The 17,923-nt window shown below is 66.8% G+C and carries 17 protein-coding genes and 2 pseudogenes; 10 read left to right on the top strand and 9 right to left on the bottom strand.

The genetic code is table 11. The annotated features are described in order from the left end of the window. Positions 1-28: 28 nt before the first annotated feature. Both ABTZ59_RS27780 and ABTZ59_RS27785 read right to left on the bottom strand, forming a co-directional pair. Positions 29-1,330, bottom strand: coding sequence for an MFS transporter (locus ABTZ59_RS27780; protein WP_351418951.1), 1,302 nt, complete (start codon positions 1,328-1,330; stop codon positions 29-31). Then, positions 1,327-1,749, bottom strand: coding sequence for a MarR family winged helix-turn-helix transcriptional regulator (locus ABTZ59_RS27785; protein ID WP_351418954.1), 423 nt, complete (start codon positions 1,747-1,749; stop codon positions 1,327-1,329). Before ABTZ59_RS27785 ends, ABTZ59_RS27780 begins: the two co-directional genes overlap by 4 nt. A 126-nt stretch (positions 1,750-1,875) precedes the next feature. On the opposite strand from ABTZ59_RS27785, the gene ABTZ59_RS27790 reads away from it, so the two are divergent. The 6 genes from ABTZ59_RS27790 to ABTZ59_RS27815 all read left to right on the top strand — a co-directional run bounded on the left by ABTZ59_RS27790 (position 1,876) and on the right by ABTZ59_RS27815 (position 9,150). Next, positions 1,876-2,400, top strand: coding sequence for a S1 RNA-binding domain-containing protein (locus tag ABTZ59_RS27790; protein WP_351418957.1), 525 nt, complete (start codon positions 1,876-1,878; stop codon positions 2,398-2,400). Between the two features lie 834 nt (positions 2,401-3,234). Next, positions 3,235-4,305 carry an extracellular solute-binding protein gene (locus ABTZ59_RS27795; protein WP_351418961.1) on the top strand — a complete coding sequence of 357 codons (1,071 nt, stop codon included), beginning with the start codon at positions 3,235-3,237 and terminating at the stop codon, positions 4,303-4,305. A gap of 36 nt (positions 4,306-4,341) precedes the next feature. Continuing rightward, on the top strand, positions 4,342-5,370 hold the full coding sequence (locus ABTZ59_RS27800) for an ABC transporter ATP-binding protein (RefSeq protein WP_351418965.1): 1,029 nt from the start codon (positions 4,342-4,344) through the stop codon (positions 5,368-5,370). Then, on the top strand, positions 5,367-7,160 hold the full coding sequence (locus ABTZ59_RS27805) for an ABC transporter permease (RefSeq protein ID WP_351418967.1): 1,794 nt from the start codon (positions 5,367-5,369) through the stop codon (positions 7,158-7,160). Before ABTZ59_RS27800 ends, ABTZ59_RS27805 begins: the two co-directional genes overlap by 4 nt. Positions 7,161-7,172: 12 nt before the next feature. Beyond that, on the top strand, positions 7,173-8,078 hold the full coding sequence (locus ABTZ59_RS27810; protein WP_351418970.1) for a glycerophosphodiester phosphodiesterase family protein: 906 nt from the start codon (positions 7,173-7,175) through the stop codon (positions 8,076-8,078). Between the two features lie 4 nt (positions 8,079-8,082). Next, a complete protein-coding gene (locus tag ABTZ59_RS27815; protein WP_351418974.1) occupies positions 8,083-9,150 on the top strand; it encodes a LacI family DNA-binding transcriptional regulator in 1,068 nt (355 codons plus the stop codon). Between the two features lie 1,125 nt (positions 9,151-10,275). Here ABTZ59_RS27815 and ABTZ59_RS27820 read toward each other — a convergent pair. Next, positions 10,276-10,659, bottom strand: coding sequence for a DUF6188 family protein (locus ABTZ59_RS27820; protein WP_351418977.1), 384 nt, complete (start codon positions 10,657-10,659; stop codon positions 10,276-10,278). A 334-nt stretch (positions 10,660-10,993) separates the two neighbouring features. On the opposite strand from ABTZ59_RS27820, the pseudogene ABTZ59_RS27825 reads away from it, so the two are divergent. After that, positions 10,994-11,077: pseudogene (locus ABTZ59_RS27825) on the top strand (IS21-like element helper ATPase IstB); the annotation flags it as partial. A 263-nt stretch (positions 11,078-11,340) separates the two neighbouring features. On the opposite strand, the gene ABTZ59_RS27830 reads toward ABTZ59_RS27825, so the two are convergent. Next, positions 11,341-12,174 carry an enoyl-CoA hydratase/isomerase family protein gene (locus ABTZ59_RS27830; protein WP_351418981.1) on the bottom strand — a complete coding sequence of 278 codons (834 nt, stop codon included), beginning with the start codon at positions 12,172-12,174 and terminating at the stop codon, positions 11,341-11,343. Positions 12,175-12,280: 106 nt separating this feature from the next. Here ABTZ59_RS27830 and ABTZ59_RS27835 point away from each other — a divergent pair, with 106 nt between their 5' ends. Beyond that, positions 12,281-12,673 (top strand): winged helix-turn-helix transcriptional regulator, encoded by a 393-nt coding sequence (locus ABTZ59_RS27835; RefSeq protein ID WP_351418983.1) that lies wholly within the window; start codon positions 12,281-12,283, stop codon positions 12,671-12,673. A gap of 70 nt (positions 12,674-12,743) precedes the next feature. On the opposite strand, the pseudogene ABTZ59_RS27840 reads toward ABTZ59_RS27835, so the two are convergent. Both ABTZ59_RS27840 and ABTZ59_RS27845 read right to left on the bottom strand, forming a co-directional pair. Beyond that, a pseudogene (locus ABTZ59_RS27840) lies at positions 12,744-13,179 on the bottom strand (transposase); the annotation flags it as partial. A 401-nt stretch (positions 13,180-13,580) separates the two neighbouring features. Beyond that, positions 13,581-13,988, bottom strand: a complete 408-nt coding sequence (locus ABTZ59_RS27845) for a hypothetical protein (RefSeq protein ID WP_351418985.1) — start codon at positions 13,986-13,988, stop codon at positions 13,581-13,583. 242 nt (positions 13,989-14,230) lie between these two features. On the opposite strand from ABTZ59_RS27845, the gene ABTZ59_RS27850 reads away from it, so the two are divergent. Continuing rightward, complete coding sequence (locus tag ABTZ59_RS27850) at positions 14,231-14,653, top strand: hypothetical protein (protein WP_351419095.1); 423 nt, start codon at positions 14,231-14,233, stop codon at positions 14,651-14,653. A 375-nt stretch (positions 14,654-15,028) separates the two neighbouring features. Here ABTZ59_RS27850 and ABTZ59_RS27855 read toward each other — a convergent pair whose 3' ends face one another. Together ABTZ59_RS27855 and ABTZ59_RS27860 are read right to left on the bottom strand one after the other, a co-directional pair. After that, a complete protein-coding gene (locus ABTZ59_RS27855) occupies positions 15,029-15,529 on the bottom strand; it encodes a GNAT family N-acetyltransferase (RefSeq protein ID WP_351418988.1) in 501 nt (166 codons plus the stop codon). Positions 15,530-15,672: 143 nt separating this feature from the next. After that, entirely contained in the window at positions 15,673-16,260 is a 588-nt protein-coding gene (locus ABTZ59_RS27860) for a TetR/AcrR family transcriptional regulator (protein ID WP_351418991.1), read from the bottom strand. Between the two features lie 146 nt (positions 16,261-16,406). Between ABTZ59_RS27860 and ABTZ59_RS27865 the strand changes: the two genes are divergently transcribed. Beyond that, positions 16,407-16,979, top strand: a complete 573-nt coding sequence (locus tag ABTZ59_RS27865) for a hypothetical protein (RefSeq protein ID WP_351418993.1) — start codon at positions 16,407-16,409, stop codon at positions 16,977-16,979. A 173-nt stretch (positions 16,980-17,152) separates the two neighbouring features. Here ABTZ59_RS27865 and paaI read toward each other — a convergent pair whose 3' ends face one another. Then, positions 17,153-17,614: a hydroxyphenylacetyl-CoA thioesterase PaaI gene (gene paaI, locus ABTZ59_RS27870; RefSeq protein ID WP_503003765.1), complete on the bottom strand. Its 462-nt coding sequence runs from the start codon at positions 17,612-17,614 to the stop codon at positions 17,153-17,155. Positions 17,615-17,923: the final 309 nt, after the last annotated feature.

Consider the following 17,923-nt stretch of genomic DNA (forward strand, 5'->3'; position numbering starts at 1 on the left):
TCCCACCGGGCTGAAGGCTGGAGGCGAATCAGGAAACCTGACCAGCGGGCTTCGCCCCGTCGGCGGCCCCAGGGACGGTCGGCTTCGCGGGAGCAGGCGGTGTGCGGTAGGCGCGAAGGGGCGCGTTGGTCGCGGCCACGGCGGCAATCGCCAGTATGGCGGACAGTCCGCCGAAGACCAGGGAGAAGGAGGCGGAGGTGGCCGACGCCAACAGGCCACCACGGAAGTTGCCGAGTTCGGGGCCCGCGACACCGATGACGTGCTCCACCGAGGAGACCCGCCCCCGGTACGCGTCCGGGGTCTGCAGTTGAACCAGGGCACTACGGGTGACGACAGACACGGTGTCGGCAGCGCCCGCCACGGCCAGGCATCCGAGCGCCAGCCACAACGGCCCCGCCAGACCGAAACAGGCCAGGGCCAGGCCCCAGACACCGGCTGCGGACAACTGCACCACGCCGCCTCGGCGCCAGCGCGTCACCGTACCGGAGAGCAGACCGGCCGTGATCCCCCCGACCGCGACGGCCGAGAGGAACAGGCCGAGGGTCTGCGGGTTACCCCCGAAGCGGATCTCGTTGACCAGCGGGAAGAGCGCGATGGGCATGGCGAGCAGCGTTGCGGACAGGTCAGTGGCCATCGAGCCACACAGCGTCGGGCGACGCAGGACGATCCGCCAACCGCCGCGCTCCGGCCGGCGCCTGCCGCCCGCCGCGTCGGCACCTTCGGGCCGCATGACAGGCAGGCGGATCACCGCGAGCAGCGAGACGACCATGGCCCCGGCCTGGGCTGCGTATGCGGCAGAGAGATCCCAGCGGGCGATGATCAGCCCAGCCATCGCGGGCCCGGCCAGCATCGCTGCCTGGAAGGAGACGTTGGTCAACGCAAGACCGGCCGCGACCTGGTCGCCCGGCAACAGCCGGACCGGGAAGGTACGGCGGGCAGGAGCTCCGAGAGCACTGCAACTCGTCCCCACGGCGACCAGGGCGAGCAGCAGTAGCACGTTTCGGTTGTCCGCCAGGGCCTGGGCACACAGCGCGGCGGCGGCCAGCAGTTGGCCTGCGGTGGTGGCCCGCACCACCGCACGGCGGTCAACGGTATCGGCCAACGTGCCGCCGAGCAGCCCGAACAGCACCATCGGCAGGCCGGTGGCGAGCCCGATGGCACCGGTGCCTACCGGGCTGCCGGTCAGGTCCCAGACCTGGGCCAGCACCGCCACGTTGGCTATCTGCCCACCGACTTGAGAGACCGAGGTGCCGATCCACAGGTCGCGAAACGGCTGACTGCCACGCAGCGGGCGGGTGTCAAGGAGCCGGAGACTGACACGCCCCCTCATCGCGGTGGCTCGACAAGGTGGTGGAGGATCCGCTGCCGCATCGACCGGCGTTCCAGCGCCCGCCGAACCTCTTCGACGACGGTGGTCATCGCGTGGGGGATCTCGCTGTCCAACTCGGCGACAGTCTCGTGGGTGGCGCGCCACTCTGCCTCCAGGAACGGCACCAGCGACCGGCCGCGCTCTGTCAGGTCGATCCGCCGGGTGCGGGCGTCAGGCCCCGGCTCGGAGGTGACCAGATCCTCCTTGCGCATGGCGGCGATGGTCTGGCTGATCGCGGAGTGCGAGCGGTCCAGCGACTTCGCAAGCTCGCGAATGGTCAGCGGTCCGGTGTGGGCGAGCCGGATCAGCGGATAGGCGAACCGCGGCCGCACCCCCTCGATGCCACGCTCGACGTATACCCGCTCGATCTCGGCATCCATGACTGCCAGAAGCTCATGCAGGGAGTGCCATGGGTCGGGTAGCGCTGTGAAGATGTCACAGCGCTAATATAACAGCGCTGCGGTAATTCAGTCGCGATCAACCGCTCAGCGCCAACGGCTGCATCAATGGCCCCAATACCGGGAAGACGCCCTGCCCGCGGTCAGCGCCGGCGATCGCCCGGCGTGTTCGTTGCGCTGGACGACGGACCCGACCATCCGGTCTTCCCCGGCGTCGGGTTTATCTCCTTCGCTGAACTGTCCTGGCGACGTTTCGAGGCAGCCTCCGACGTCGTGCGGGTCGGACAGCGCGCCTCATGCGAGTTCCTCCAGTTCGACACGTGGAACCTGGAGGCAAGACTGTCCTTGAAAGCCACGCAGCCAGACCCCTTTCAGGTATTCGCCGACACCATCGCGGTGGGGCAGAGACTGTCTGGCCGGGTCACCAAACTGATCCCGTTCGGCGTCTTCGTCCAGGTCGCCGACGGAATCGAAGGACTGGTCCATCTGCGAGAACTCGCCCGGTCACCCGTTCAAACTCCGGCAGATGCCGTCCAGGTCGGCGACGAGGTCACGGTCGTCGTCACCGAGCTCGACCGAGAGCGGCGCAGGCTGGGGCTCTCCCGACGGCAAAGCCCTTCCCGGCCCCAGTGACTCCTCCGTGCTTCCACGACGGTTCCCTTGCACCGAGCATCTCGAAGCTCCTGCTCGGTGAAAGAGAGGCATCCGCCTCAACCCAGTGCTCTATGCGGTCAGAGCACTAGTAGTGCCGTGACCGGAAACGTTCACCGGCTCGCGACGCCCGGCACGGCACCTCGCCGCCTTGTTGTCGGAGTCGCGCGAGTACGCCCAGTACCAGCGCGATCCTCCGCCTTGCGATGCGCCGCACCGGACGCCGCGAGCCCCCGGCAAACCTTTCCGGCCACAGCATTAGCTCCACCTGAGCTCGGACGGCCGCTGTCCGCCGTGCCTGATCAAAGGATCACGTCGGCGATCTCCATGCCGATGGACGCGCCGGTCCTCCGCGTGCCGCGCGGCCCACGAGACAGCGACATCCCGCGACTGGGAGTGCTCGGCCTCGGCGAGTGCGGCGGACAGGCGAGGTGAGATCGCGCGGACGACGCACCTGTTGTTGTCCTGGCCGACGACGACACCAGGCTCGCGGGCCGCAACGAGTTCCTCGAAGCTGCCCCCGGCGTCGCCCCCCGTCACCAGGCAGCGCAGCCCGGCGTCGGCCGCCTCGGCCTCCCTGGCCCCTCCGTGCCGGCTTGAATCCGTACTCCCACGGTGGACGTACGGAGCTCATTCCGCTTCCGGATACGGCGGCGCCGCACGTCACTCTTCGACGGTCGACTGCCCGAAGTTCACCTTCCAGACCGCCGCACGCCAATGAACGCGCGTTCAATCCATATGAACGCGCGTTCATCGCGTGTGCGTCACCTAGGGCCCGCCGTGCTACGCCGACAGGGCCGGAACGGAAATGAATCGATGCGTAAGACAATCCCGGCCACCGTGGCCGTGCTCGCCACCGCCCTGATCATCAGCGGATGCTCCTCACCGGTCTCCTCCGGTGGGTCCGGTGGGTCCGGTGGCTCGCAGAGCCTCGTCGTCTACAGCAACTCCGTGTCCGACGGGCGGGGCGACTGGCTCAAGGCCGAGGCGAAGAAGGCCGGCTTCGACGTGCAGCTCGTCGATCTCGGTGGCGGTGACGTCCAGAACCGGCTGCTCGCCGAGAAGAGCAACCCGGTGGCGGACGTCACGTTCGGCCTCAACAACGTCTACTTCGAGAAACTGAAGGAGGCGCGGGTCCTCGACAGCTACACACCCTCGTGGTCCGGCCACGTCGACCCCTCGCTGGGCGATGCGACCGGGAAGCAGTTCTGGCCCATCGTGCGTGAACCGGTCATGCTCGTCTACAACAAGGCGGCCTACCCGGACCAGAGCCAGGCCCCCGCCGACTGGTCGGACCTGTGGGCCAAGGAGCAGTTCAAGAAGAAGTACGAGGTCCCCGCCGAACTCGGCGGTGGCACCACCCAGATGGTGCTCGCGGGCATCCTCAGCCGCTACCGCGACGACAAGGGCGACCTCGGCGTCAGCCAGGCCGGCTGGGAGGCGGTGAAGGACTACTTCGCCAACGGCACGCCCGCGGTGACGGGCACCGACCTCTACGCGCGGATGGCCGCCGGCAAGGTCGACGCGGGCCAGATGTGGCTGTCCGGCAAGGCCACCCGGGAGCAGCAGTACAAGATCCGAACCGAGGCCGTGCGGCCGCGAACGGGTGTCCCGATGGTCGTTCAGCAGGTCGGCCTCGTGAAGGGTACGAAGAAGGCCGCCGCCGCGAAGAAGTTCATCGACTGGTTCGGCGGCACCGACGTCCAGGCCGCCTGGTCGCAGAAGTTCTTCACCGCTCCCACCGACAAGGAAGCGCTGGCGAAAGCGAACCCTGAAGCGATCAAGGCGACCGATTCGTTCACCGCGCAGGAGATCGACTGGTCGTTCGTGGCGCGCAATCTCGACCGGTGGATCGAGAAGATCGAGCTTGAGTACCTCGCCAAGTGATCCGCACCGTCCACCCCCGCTCAACCAAGGAACGACATGATCACCTTTGACCGCGTCACGGTGAGGTTCCAGGGCTTCGAGGCGCTGCCCTCCTTCTCCCTCCAGGTCGAGGAGGGGGAGTTCTTCACCCTTCTCGGACCCTCGGGCTGCGGTAAGACCACCGCGCTCCGCGCACTCGCCGGGTTCGTCGAGCTCACCGCCGGCGACATCCTCCTCGCCGGCCAGAAGATCACCCACCTTCCGAGCGGCAGGCGCGAGGTGGGGATGGTCTTCCAGAACTACGCCCTGTTTCCCGGCATGAGCGCGCGCGAGAACATCGCGTTCGGCATGCGGGTACGCAAACGTCCCCCGCAGGAGGTCGACCGTCGCGTCGACGAGATCGCCGAGCAAGTCGGCCTCTCGCGGGAGCAACTCGCCAAGGGCGTGGCAGAACTCTCCGGCGGTCAGCAGCAGCGCGTCGCCATAGCACGCGCTCTCGTCCTGCGTCCCAAGGTCCTGCTGCTCGACGAGCCCCTGTCGAACCTCGACGCGAAGCTGCGTCAGCAACTGCGCTTCCAGCTCAAGGAATTGCAGAGCCAGTTCGGCATCACCACCGTCTACGTCACTCACGACCAGGAGGAAGCCCTGTCGATGAGTGACCGCATCGCGGTGCTCAACCGCGGGCGTATCGAGCAGGTGGGTACGCCCGAGGAGGTCTACAACCGCTCCGCGAGCGAGTTCGTCTGCACGTTCATCGGCGAGGTGAACAAGCTCAGTCCCCAACTCGTGGGATCGCTGGCCGCACAGGGTGCCTCGGGGCTCGACCCGGCCAAGCCCTCCTACGTACGCATCGAGAAGATCGGCCTTGCGCACGAGGGCCGGCCGACGACCGGCGTCCCCGTCCGAGGGACGGTCACCTCACGCACCTACCACGGACTGCACAGCATGTATCGCCTCCGGACCGAGCACGACAGCTTCCGGATCGTGCTGAAGGAGGGTGACGGGCCACGGCTGCGGACCGGGCAGGAGGTCGAGGCCGTCTTCGACCCGGCATCCGTCATGCAGTACGCCGGAGCCGCGCGATGAGCGGCTCACCACGGACCATGTTCCGCTCCCCCTTGGTCATCGTCATCGGTGTGGCGCTGCTGTGGTTCGTCAGCACGTTCCTGATCTACCCGAACGTCGTCACACTGCGGCAGATCTTCTTCCCCGAGGGCTCCCTGAGCACCCGCGCCTTCGAGAAGCTCTGGACCTCACAGCGTGCGCTCGACTCCCTGCGCAACAGCTTCCTGCTGGCCGCCGTCCTCTCTGTCACGGTGAACGTCGTCGGCGTCTTCATCGTGCTCGTCACGCGCTACTTCACCATCCGCGGCGCCCGCTTCCTGTGGCTCGGGTACGCCACGACGCTCGTCTATGGCGGCGTGATGGCCGTCTCGGGCTACTCGTTCGTCTACGGCGAGAACGGTTTCGTCACACGGCTGCTGACGTCGGTCTTGCCGGGTACGGACCCGGCGTGGTTCTCGGGGATGCTCGCGGTTGTGGTCGTCATGACCCTGACCGGTACCGGTCATCATCTGCTCTTCCTCTCGTCCGCCATGGCGAGGATCGACCAGCAGACCGTCGAGGCCGCACGTCAGATGGGCGCTTCCTCCTGGCGGATCCTGCGGCAGATCGTGCTGCCCGTACTCAAGCCCACGCTGTTCGCCGTCACCATCCTGACCTTCCTCGGCGGCCTCGGCGCCTTCGCGGCGCCCCAAGTCCTCGGTGGACGGGAGTTCCAGACGATCACCCCCATGATCCTCACATTCTCCGGGATACCCACGTCGCGCGACCTCGCTGCCACCCTCGCCCTCATCCTCGGCGCCGCCTCCCTGCTGCTGCTCGGGATCCTCAACCGCCTACAGGCCGGGGGAACATACTTCTCGGTCTCTAAGGTTCCCTCCGCTCTGAAGAAGCAGCGCATCGACCATCCCGTGGCGAACGCCGTTGTGCACGTGCTCGCTTACGCGCTCTTCCTCCTCTATCTGATCCCGCCGCTCCTCATCGTATTCTTCTCGTTCACGGACGCCGCGGCGATCGCGTCAGGCCGGCCGGACGTGAGCAGCTTCACGCTCGCCAACTACCAGCGGGTGCTGACGGACGCGTCGGCCTCGTGGCCGTTCGTGGTCAGCGTCGGATACGCGGCGGTGACCGCGACCGTCGTCATCGTCGCGATGCTGTTCGTCGCCAGGATCCTGCAGAAGTTCGTCAATGTCGTGACAGTCACCGTCGAGTACCTGCTGCACATTCCGTGGGTGCTGCCGAGCACACTCATGGCCCTGGGGCTGATCATCACATACTCCGTGCCGCAGGCCCTCGTGGGCGGCGCCGTCCTGTCCGGCACACTCGGCCTACTGGTGATCGCCTACATCACCGCGAAGATCCCGTTCACGCTGCGCATGCTCAAGGCGGCGTACGCGGGCGTCCCCGACTCGCTCGAAGAGGCGGCGACCATTCTCGGCGCGAACACGTTCCACACGTACCGGCGGGTGCTGCTGCCCCTCGTGCTCCCGGCGGCCGCCGCCGTCACGGCGCTCAACTTCAACGGCCTGCTTGACGAGTACGACACGGCGGTGTTCCTCGCCCACCCGCTGTACCAACCGCTCGGGATCGCCATCCAGAACGCCACCCAGAACCAGGGGAACAGCGACGCCACGGCGCTGACCTTCGTCTACACCGTGCTGCTCATGATCATATCCACCCTTGCCATCTGGTTCGTGTACGGCCGCGGCAGCGGGACGGGGCCGCGCCGCAAGCGGGAGCGGCGCCGGCCGGAGGCGACGGTGACGCCCGTCGCCCCGCCCTCACAACACACACACGACACATCCCTCGTCTGACGGAAGGAACCCATGTTCGGGCAGGCGCAGTACCGGGACATCAACTCCCTTTTGAACACCCACCTCGCCGAGCGCACCCCGCTGGTCGCCGTGCACCGTGGCACGGGCCTCGGTGACGTACCGGAGAACACCGACAGAGCCGTCCAGGCCGCCCTACTGCAGGGCGCCGACATGGTCGAGATCGACATCGTGGAGTCGACGGACGGGGACTTCTTCCTCTTTCACGACGGCTGCGAGCGGCAGGCGTTCGACCGCGACATCGACATCCGCGCGATGACGACCGAGGCGATCCGCGCCCTGAGGTATCGATGGGTCGGGCACGACGCCCCCGTGACGGGACTCGACACGGTGCTCGAACGCTTCCACGGCGATGTGCTGTTCAACGTGGACCGGTCGTGGTGGTACTGGGATGACCTGCTGCCTTTTGTCGACCGCTACGACGTGGCGCCCCAGTTGGTCTTCAAGAGTCCGGCCGAGGCGGTCTGGCTGGAGAAGCTGCGGCGGCATCCGGTCAAGTACCCGTTCATCCCGATGGTGCGCTCCCTCGCCGACATCGACGCCGTAGTCGGTGATCCGGACATCAACCTGGTCGGGGTCGAACTCATCGCCGTGGGCCACGAGGACGAACTGGCCGGGCCCGAGGTCGTCGCGCGGATGCACGAGGCCGGGCTGGCCTGCCTGCTCAATGCCATCAACCTCACGAACGGCGTCCCGCTCTTCGCCGGCCACGACGACAACACCTCCCTCTTCGAAGACCCGGCCGACGGCTGGGGACGGCTCATGGAACACGGCGCCGACATCATCCAGACCGACTGGCCGGGACCGCTCTGCCAGTACCGGCAGCAGGTGCGCGGGGTCTCCCCCCGACGCCACGGTCCTCGCTACGAACCGGCCCTCGGCCCGCGGTGGATAAGGTGACCGGGTGCGAGCAAACGAAGGCGCCGAAGGCCCCCCGGACACGTCCCACTCGACGTCGCCCCTGAACGTCACGATGGAAGCGGTCGCCACGGCGGCGGGCGTGTCGCGGGCCACCGCGTCCCGCGTGTTCTACGGATCAACGCCGGTGTCCCCGCGGACCCGGGACGCGGTCTACGCCGCGGCGGAGAAGCTCGGCTACGTACCGAACGTGATGGCGCGATCCCTGGCCGCCCACGGCTCCGACATCCTCGGCCTGCTGCTGCGGGACCCCACGAACCCCGCGTACGGCCTGCTCTTCAGCGAGTTGCAGTCCCATATCAGCCGGGCCGGACTACAGATGGTGACGGTCGCCCCATCACGGACCGAGGGAGCCCACTTCGAACGCCAGGCGCTCAACCGCCTCCTCGGGCTGCGCGTCGGCGGAATGTTCGTGGCGACCGGCGTCATCCGCGCCGAGATGCTGGTGCCGTTCCTCGACGTGGTACCGGTCGTCGTCGTCGGACGGCCGGAAGCGCACCCCGGGATCAACAGCGTGTCCTACGACGAGGAGGACAACGCGATCCAGCTCGCGGACGCCGTCGCGGAGCACGGACACCGGGCGGTGGCGGTGGTGACACCCAGCGCCGAGAACTCCGTAACCGAGAACCGGCGTGGCGTCGCGATGGCCCGCCGGCTGCGGAACCGCGGGATCCAGGTGCACGCGATCCCCGCCCCCACCTTCGGGCGGAGGGACGAAGGCGTGCAGGAGATCATCGCCCTGCGGCGCTCGGGACGGATCACCGCCGCCATGTTCCCTTCGGACTGGCGGCTGATCGCCTTCCTGCCCCACGCCCAGGCGGCCGGCGTGCGGGTGCCTGACGACCTGTCGCTCACGGGATGCGACGGAATCATGCAGGGCATCGACCTCCTGGGCTTCACCACCCTGCGCATCCCGGTGGAACGGGCGGCCCAACGCGCCGTGACGGTCATGAAGTCCACGCTGGACAATCCGGGCCGGACGGAGATCACACACGAGTTGCTGCCCGGCACGCTGGTGCCAGGACGCACCCTGGGACACGGCCCCCCGAGCTGACCGCCCGCCAGGAGGCCGGTGGGCCCGCACCGCCTGCGGCGGCGCCGTCCCGCCAGAATCCTTCCGGATCGCCGTCCGCGACCACGCCGCCAACACGGCAGGCCTCAACGCGGTGGCAGGCGCGGCCAGTAGTTGGGAGCGTTACCGCATCGCAGCCAGCCTGTACTGGCGGGCCGTTGATACCGGAGACACCGAAGCCATGAGGCACCTGGTGCGGCTGCGCGAGAGAGTCGGGGATTGGGGGGCGCGGAGCGACTCGCCCGGCGGGCCGAGGCCGCCGGGGACACCCGGAACCTGCGCAATCTGTGGTTTGTGCGTGGCGAGTATCTGGAAGACGAGGGCAAGCCGGCAGAAGGGCCAGAGCGATTCGGTCTGGGGGCTGATCTGGGGGCTGATGGGTCTCAGGCCAACCGTGGTAGTGCACAAACGATCCGATCTCGGGGCGATCGCCGAGTTCGGGCACGCCCTCACATCAGTGAGAACGATGGATGGCCTGGAAGCCGCGCAACCCCCCCGTGGGCGTGCCGACGGACATAAGCCCAAACTGAGTCCTCTGCGCGTACAGCTCACGCGGAAGATGTGCGATTCCGGGAACTACACCGTCCAGTGCAGCACCGACGCCTTCCTCTTCAGTTACAGCCCGATCTGCCGGTCGGTGACCACGTTCGCCGGGCCCGGCTCGCCGTCGGCCAGTTCGTGCCCGACGGCGTGGAAGGAGGCCAGCAACGCGTCGGCTCCCGGCCCGGCGGGCATCTGGCCCCTGTTCGCACTGCCCGCCGGCTCCTCAACGACGACTCCGCTTCAGCAGTCGTAGCGTTCTGATACCTGGCGGTCAGCTGCGGTCGTCACATCGCCAAAGCCGCGCGCCGGGCAGGCGGTGCGGCAGGACGCCCGCAGGGCCACCCAGTGCGGACAGTGACTTCGACCGCCGGGCCGCGTCATACGAAGCGTGCCGATTCCCCCGCCCAGCCCATCCGCAGCCCCGGCGGCGCAGGAAGCTCTCCCACTGTTCCTGCCGACAAGTCGACTGGGGGGGGCGGCGGCCGCAGTGATGCGGGTGGACTCGACGCGGTCCAGCCGACGGTTCTTCGGCAGGGGCCGCGACGGTGCCGGTCGCGGCGGTAATCAGTGTGACCAGCCGACTTCACCGCCTGGGCCTACCAGGACGGGATCGATTCCCGAGCCGGTGAGGTTCCACGACTCGTAGTCGGGGTCCGGCTCGACGCTGAGCCGAGTACCGTCATCGAAGCGGAGCGACAGGGTGCCCTGCCCGGTGACCGCGATTTCGGTGACGACCCTGGCGAACAGGGCGAGCAGCGGTGCCAAGGACGGCCCGGTGGCCGGCGTCAGAAGGGCCTGGTGGCCCGAGGCGTCTGTGAGGGTGAGCGGTGCCTCGATGACGAGCTCACCATCGACGCGGATGCCCCCGTCTGGGGCCTGATCAGAGAAGCTGATCCGGACCTGGTGATCGAAGGCCGTGCGCGTGACACGAGTGCCGACCAGCTCCACGGGTACTTTCACTGCCCCCCTGCCGCAGATTTGCCGAGTGTCGTCGCTCCCGTGAGTCTTGAGCAGTGTAGACAGGCGCTCGGCTGGCGTTTCACAGCCGAGCGTCTTGCATTCAGTTTGGCGGCGGCGTTCAGGCGCTCGCGGGTGTGGACGGACAGGTCGGTGCTCTTGCCGGACGACGGCCATACGGTAAGGATCCCAGCCCGCCCCAGAGTTCGCCTCTGAAGGTCCCTGAGGCACCTGGCGGTCTCACGCCGATGCGGATCACGTACCTGGGCGACTGGGGACACGTTCCGGGGCTGCTCCCAACGTGGGAAGCCACTTGGTTCCTCCCAGGCCCGCCGAACTCCTCTTCCAGGCCCCGACCGAACGCGAGGAGAAGAACAGCGTCACCATCGCCTCCAACGAATCCTTCGGCAAAGCGCACTTGTTCCGGCGAACCCGTACCGAGGTGGCGGCGAACCTCCACGGGTTCGACCTTGCGGAGACGACGAAGAGAGTCGGCCGTGCCATATCTCGGCCGCAGTGATGACGTAGTCGACCGCGGTGGCGACATCCTCGGCGACATGGGTGAGCTGGTAAGTGCGTGTTTCCGGACCCGAATGGGAAGCTCAATGGCTTGATGGAGGAACAGGACGGCAGTGGCGCTGTTCAGCGATGTGTCATGTGCCCGTCCGGCAGTCAGCGCGCGACGCCAGGCATCAGTCCCTCAAGGTCGCGTTCGCCGGCCGGTGTTTGTGCCCCGTCCTGCAGGCCCCCGCTGATCAGGTGCTGAGCGGCTGGCAGACTGAACGTAGAAGCCCAGGCGTCGTTCTCACGGAGGAGTCCTTCCGTGAAGTCGTCGGCGGGCAGCGAGTGCTTGGCTGCTGCGATGACACCGTCGGGCAGCGCGGCGATGTTACGGGCGATACGGTCGACGTACTCGTCGAGCTCGTCGGCCGGCAGGGCCCGGTTAATCCATCCGTAGGACGCTGCGGTCTCGGCATCGAACAAGTCTGCGGTGAGGATCACTTCCAGCGCGCGGTTGCGACCCACGCGGTCCCGGAGGTACTGCGTTCCGCCTCCGCCGGGGATGATGCCCATGAGCGCTTCGATCTGACCGAGTCCAGCGGTCTCGATGGCGGCGAATGTCATGTCCGCTGCGGCCACGAATTCCGCTCCGCCTCCGCGGGCCTTCCCGGCGAGCTTCACGATGGTCACCTGGGGCTGGTGGCGGATCAGCTCACCCATCGCCTGGAAGGCGTTGACGTCCGCTGGCGCGGATGCGGCGAGTTCCTGGAGGACGTCCATCTCTTCCCCGATGTGCATGTCCACGTGAGCAATGAAGAATTCCGGGTCGGCGCTCGAGAAGACGATCACGCGGACGGAAGAGTCGTCCTTGAGGCCCGTCAGTACTGTCCGCAGCTCGCTCATCATCGTCGTTCCGAGCGCGTTCACTGGGGGATTGTCGAGGACGATCCGGGCGACGCCGTGTTCGCTGCTCACGCGCAGGGTCGAGTAGGCATCGTTCGTCATGAGGTTCTCCGTTGGTTACCGTTGGGCATGTAGGTTTGCGATGCATACCTACCGTCGGCGACGACGCCTAGATGGTCAAGAACGCACTTTGGGAGCACCTAGGATCATGAAGGACACCGGTCTGCACGGCGTTGACGCCGAAACACGGACGGTTTTCCGGGGGGACTGCCCCAGCCGACCGATCCTCGACCAGATAGCGGACAAGTGGTCGATGATGGTGATGGCGCTGCTGGAGCGGCCCACCCGGTTCAATGAACTGAAGCGAGGTCTGGAGGGCGTCACGCAACGTGTCCTCACCCAGACACTGCGCCGTCTCGAGCGCAACGGCATGATTCAGCGCACGGTGCTGCCGACCTCACCGGTCGGCGTCGAATACTCGCTCACACCTCTGGGCCAGTCCCTGCGCGAGCCGTTCGGCCGGCTCTACGACTGGACCGTCGAGCACAGCGGAGAGATCCAGGACTGCCAGCGGGCGTATGACACCAGGGCTGACGTTTAATTTCCTGTTCAGTGATGTCGATGTGCGGGTGGACCGCAGTGCCATAAACGAGCAGGGCTCAGCTTGCCTGCTTCGGCTTCCTTGTCCATCTGGGGGTGGCGCCGTTGCGGGCGAGGCGCCTGGTCATGAGGGTGATGGCGGCCCAGGTGATCAGGGTCTCGGAGTGCTGGATGAGCCGTTCGTAGTCTCTCGCGTGGCGGCGGGCTTGTATCATCCAGGCGAGCGACCTTTCAACGACCCAGCGGCCGGGGCAGCACGACGAAGCCGGAGGCGTCCTTGGGACGGCTGACGGGCTTGATCGTGAGGTTGAGGCGCTGTTTCGCCCAGTCGACGAGCTTTCCGGCATAGGCGGAATCGGCCCAGACGATGGTGATCTCGGCGTGCGTCAGGCGGAGTCGGAAGAGAACTTCCTTGGCCGCGTTGCGGTCGGTCATGTCGGCTGGGGTGACCATGACGAACAGCGGCAGGCCCTTGGTGTCCACGACCAGGTGTCGCTTGCGGCTGTTAGGGCCGCACCAACCGCGCGATCGTCCGAAGAGACGCCGCGTCGGGGTTGAGGCCATCGCGCCGGAGCTGGTCAATCCCAAGCGCAGCGAGTGCTTCTGCTTCAGCCTCAGTGAGCAGGCCGCGACGGTCGTAGAAGGCAAGATCGACGGGAAATGCCCAGGTCGGAGTGCTTGCCGGCCCCGCCGTCCTCGGTTGGGTGGTCACTCGAAGACCGCCTCAGAGACACGGGCGCTCGGGTCAGCATGTCCACCCGCCAGGAATGGATCTGCTGCATGCCCCGGTTCAGCTTTTCGGCCCACACCCGTTCTCCGGCCTCCTCGGCGTCCTTGGGCACCAAGCCAGCCTAGGGCCCAAAGCTACTCAGAACCGGGGATCGAACACAGGTACTAACGGTGGGAGGTCAGGGGTGGGGTATGACCACGACCTGGAAGTCGTCTTCATAGATGATCCGCCCTGGATCTGCGGAGCGCACGAGCTGGCATTCGACGCCGTGGGCGGCCAAAACTTGGAGGTAGCCCGGAACCCGCTCAAGCAAATGCGTGGCCGACGGCTTGAACCATGCTGCGGCACCGGGGTTGATCTCGTGGTCGTAGACAGTGGCGTCGACAGTCGAGGGGTCGGTGTACGCGGCGTTGTACCAGCTGTTGTTGCCCCGGCGGAAGGCTTCCTGCTCCGCCGTGAGCTTCCCCTCCCGCGCCAGGGTGTTGATGAGCCCGAAGACGCCGGTGAAGTACCCCCGTCTGTTTCGGTGCGGCGACTGGAACCGCACGTAGTACACGACCTCACGGCCACTGTCCGCCAACTCCATGAGCGCATCTTTCCACCCCCGCGCCATGCGGGATCCGGCCCCACCACCACGTCGTCAGCAGCCCCTTCCTCTCCCGTCACACCAGGCTCAGATCTTCCGTTCGGGGAGCTATCACCGTGACCGTTCCCCGAACGCTTACGCAAAGCTCCCATTCCGGACTGACATCCTTTGACCTGCTGCTACGGGCTTCAAAACAGGCTCTCACGGTGGCTACCCATAACGTGCTGGCCTGCGGGTTCGGAGTGGACCGCTCCACCATCACCCGGGCCATCGGTGAAGTGCGGCCCCTGCTCGCCGAGCGAGGCTGCACCGTCAGCCCCGACGTGCGACTGCGATCTCTGGCCGAGGTCATCGACCATCTGGGCACGAGTGGCACGACCGGCATCATCGACAGCACCGAGATCCGCGTCCGCCGGCCCCCGCCGGACGCAAGGACCGCGACAAGTTCATCCCTGGCAAGAACAAGCAGAACGCTGTCAAGTTCATGGTGGTCACGGACGGCGAAGGCCGCGTGTTGTGGTGCAGCCCAGCACGGCCCGCAAGCTGTGCGGTCATCACCTAAGCACGCCAATTTGCGCTGGTCAGGCTCCTATCCGACGGACCTGCGATCGCGGGCCTGCTGTCACCAGCAGACCGTGGACCTCAACCCGACACAGCAGACGTGAACCCAAGTCACACTGAAGTTCGCGTCGTCTCACCGCTCACCGTGCACGAGCTCGTTAGGTCTGGGGCGACCGCGGCTACGCCGACGACCACGTGGACTGGGCCCGCGACCGCCTCTGGCTCGCCCTGCGCGCCGTCTCCCGCCCCAAGGGCACCAAGGGCTTCGCCGTCCTGCCCCGCCGCTGGAAAGTCGAGCGCACGATCGGCTGGCGCCTGCACGCCCGCCGCAACGCACGCGACTCTGTACGACTTCCCCAGCACTCCGAAGCACACCTGAACTGGGCACTCATCACCATGATGACCGACGCCTCACCCGCAAGAACCCCCGAACGAGCCAGTGGACGAAGTCTGGGTGACCGAAGCCGAGGAGGCACCGCTCAGTCGACCGCGTCGACGAAGCCCATCTTCCGATTCATGGCAATCGCGCTCGTGTTGGCCGGATGATGAAAGGTGCGGACCCTGCTCGCTCCGCACTCCTCTACGAAAGCCATCCCGAACGTCTTCATGGCAATCGAGATACCCCGACCTCGATACCCGGCTCTCACACCAGTCATCTCGTTGAACATGAAGTCCTCATGTCTCGACGTCGCCGCCATGCCGACCCAGGCTTCGCCGTCCAAGGCGATCACGACACCGCGCGGATCGTAGGATGCCGCCTCAAAGCGCCGCTCGACATACTCATCAAAAGTGTAGAAATCTCCTCTTTCCGGTATGTCGCCAGAGCACTCCTTGTTGAGCTCATACAGGGCCCTGCGATGCTCCGGCGTGTCTCCCAGATCCGCGAGAGTCATGAAGCGCAAACCCTGGGACTGACACTTCGCCACATACCGCTCGAAGCAGTCCTGGTCGAATTCGGCAACGTCAAGTTCGAGTTTCACCCAATGACCAGCCACAACTGCCTGCCTTCCGCTGAACGCTCAAGGCCCATCCTGCTGGCAGTCTTCAACCTGCACAAGATCACCGATCCCGAGCGGTGTCCCTCTCCAGGATCGCTTCTCGACGCAGGATCAAAAGCACCTACTCAGGCCGCAGAGCGCGCCTGCACGATCCCTTCGACGCCCTCCAAGAAAGTCTCGGTGATCAGTTCGGAATCGAAGAGGCAACCCGCGGCCATTGCTCCGTCCCGGAGCATGGCGAAGTGCCGGCCCGCCGCTTCGGCGGGTGTGTCACCGATGTGCGCCAGCAGATCTGTGACGGTGTCCAGGAACCACTGCCGATGCGCCAGGACGGCCTGGTGGATCGGGTGTTCCGGGTCGGGATACTCGGTCACGGCATTGAGAAAGGCGCAGCCACGGAAGCCCGCGGACCGGATGCCGTCGGCGATAGAACGGGCGACGGCGCGTACTTTGTCGCTCGCGTTCTGGCCGTTGTCCTGGGCGGCCGTCAGTTGGGCCCTGATGCCTTGGTCCGCCTGGTCGAGATAGGCGAGGACAAGATCTTCCTTGCCCGAGAAGTGCCGGTACAGCGTGGCTCGGGTGACCTGGGCTTCCTCGATGATCCGGTCAACACCGACGGAGTGGATGCCCTCCGAGTAGAAAATCCTGGTCGCTGTGTTGAGCAGCCTCGTACGGGCCTCGGACGGGGCGTCACCTTTTGTACTCCGACTCATGGGGCGCAGCCTACCAAAGGTGAGGGAGAACGTTCGGTCTTGACGGCAGGCGCAGGGCAGTCGATAGTGGATGAGACCGAACGTTCTCCCTCGCTCGTTTGGTATCACACTGCCCTCGATCAGGACTCACGGAAGCCGGACTCGCCATGGACACCTTCGTCGACAACAACACCGACGCCGTCTCCCTCGCCCCCGCGATGGCCCTGCGCAAGCTGTATCTCCTGCGCTTCGCGTTCGCCGCCGTCTGGACGGCCCTCCTCTTCGTGGCAGCCGACACATTGGGACCGCTCAGTGTGACGCTCCTGGTGCTCTACCCGCTGTTCGACGCGGCCTGCGCGGTGGGCGACCTGCGGTCGGCCGGGGCCGACGGCGGCGCCGCGAAGAGGCTGTACGCGAACATCGCGCTCAGCGTCAGCACGGGCGTCGCTCTCGCCGTCGCCTCCGGAATCCCGGCTGTCCTGCGCATCTGGGGTGCCTGGGCCATCGCTGCCGGCATCCTCCAGCTCGCCATGGGAGTCGCCCGGCGCCGGACGAGCGGGCAGTGGGCCATGATCGCCAGCGGCGCCATCTCCACCCTCGCCGGCGCGAGCTTCATCGCCCAGAGCGGCAAGGACGGTGCCACTCTCGCCACTCTTGCCGGCTACGCCTTCCTCGGTGGCGTCTTCTTCCTCGTCTCCGCGCTCCGCCTTGGGTCGGCCGGCCGGAAGATGTCAGCTTGACCTGGTCCCAAAAAGGCCAGGCCCGGAGGCACTGCCCCGTTTATCGCCAGCGGACTGCCCCGTCCCCGCCACCCCTCAGGGGGGCGGGGACGCGTGCCCCATGCTCCGCAGTCTGCGGTCTCGCCCTTGCGGCCACCCGCTGAAGCGACCACTGGAACCTCGGGGCCGCCGCGTCACCTGTCCAGTGACGATTCCTCGGAATCGGTCGAGGTCGAGGAGTTCGCCGCGTTCCGGATGCTGCGGCTGCGCCCGCGGACCTCCGCGATCACTTCGTCGCCGCGAAGGATGCTGATGTCGTAGATGCCGCTGCGGCCAAATCGTGTGCGCTCGCGCGCGGTTGCGAGCAGGACGTCGCCCTCGTAGGCCGGAGTGATGAAGTCGATGGCGACCGCCGCCGCGACGGTGACGTGGCCGCGGCTGTTGCAGGCACAGGCAAACGCGGTGTCGGCGAGCAGGAACAGGTAACCGCCGTGGGCGATTCCGTGCCCGTTGATCATCGACTCTGTCACGGTCATCCGCAGGGTGGCAGACCCGTCGCCGTCGTCCACGAGTTCCATGCCGAGGCTGCGGGAGGCCTGGTCCGCGGCGAACATCACCCGCGCCGGTCTGGCGTCCCGGTCAGTGGCCTGGTTCACACATTCCACCACCTCGCATACCGACCGAACAGTCGGTCACCGTGTAGTGGAAGTCAACCAATCAAGCCGCATGGCTGCCTGTCAAGAGTGAAATGTGCGCCTCGGAGTGCCACTGGGGAGCGCCGGTGGAGGTCCAAAAGCCGCCAGGCGGGACTATGTTGACGCGTGTTGTGGTCACGGTGAGCCCTGCGCCGGGCCGGGGCCTTTGTGATGCCGTCGAAGCTGGCGGCAGCGAGGAGTTGACGGTGGGGCGCGGGCGCGGCGCACGCCCGTGAAACCCGAACGCGACGGCGCGGCGGGCAACGGTTG

This window comes from Streptomyces sp. NPDC094034, from assembly GCF_040303865.1.
GTDB lineage: Bacteria > Actinomycetota > Actinomycetes > Streptomycetales > Streptomycetaceae > Streptomyces.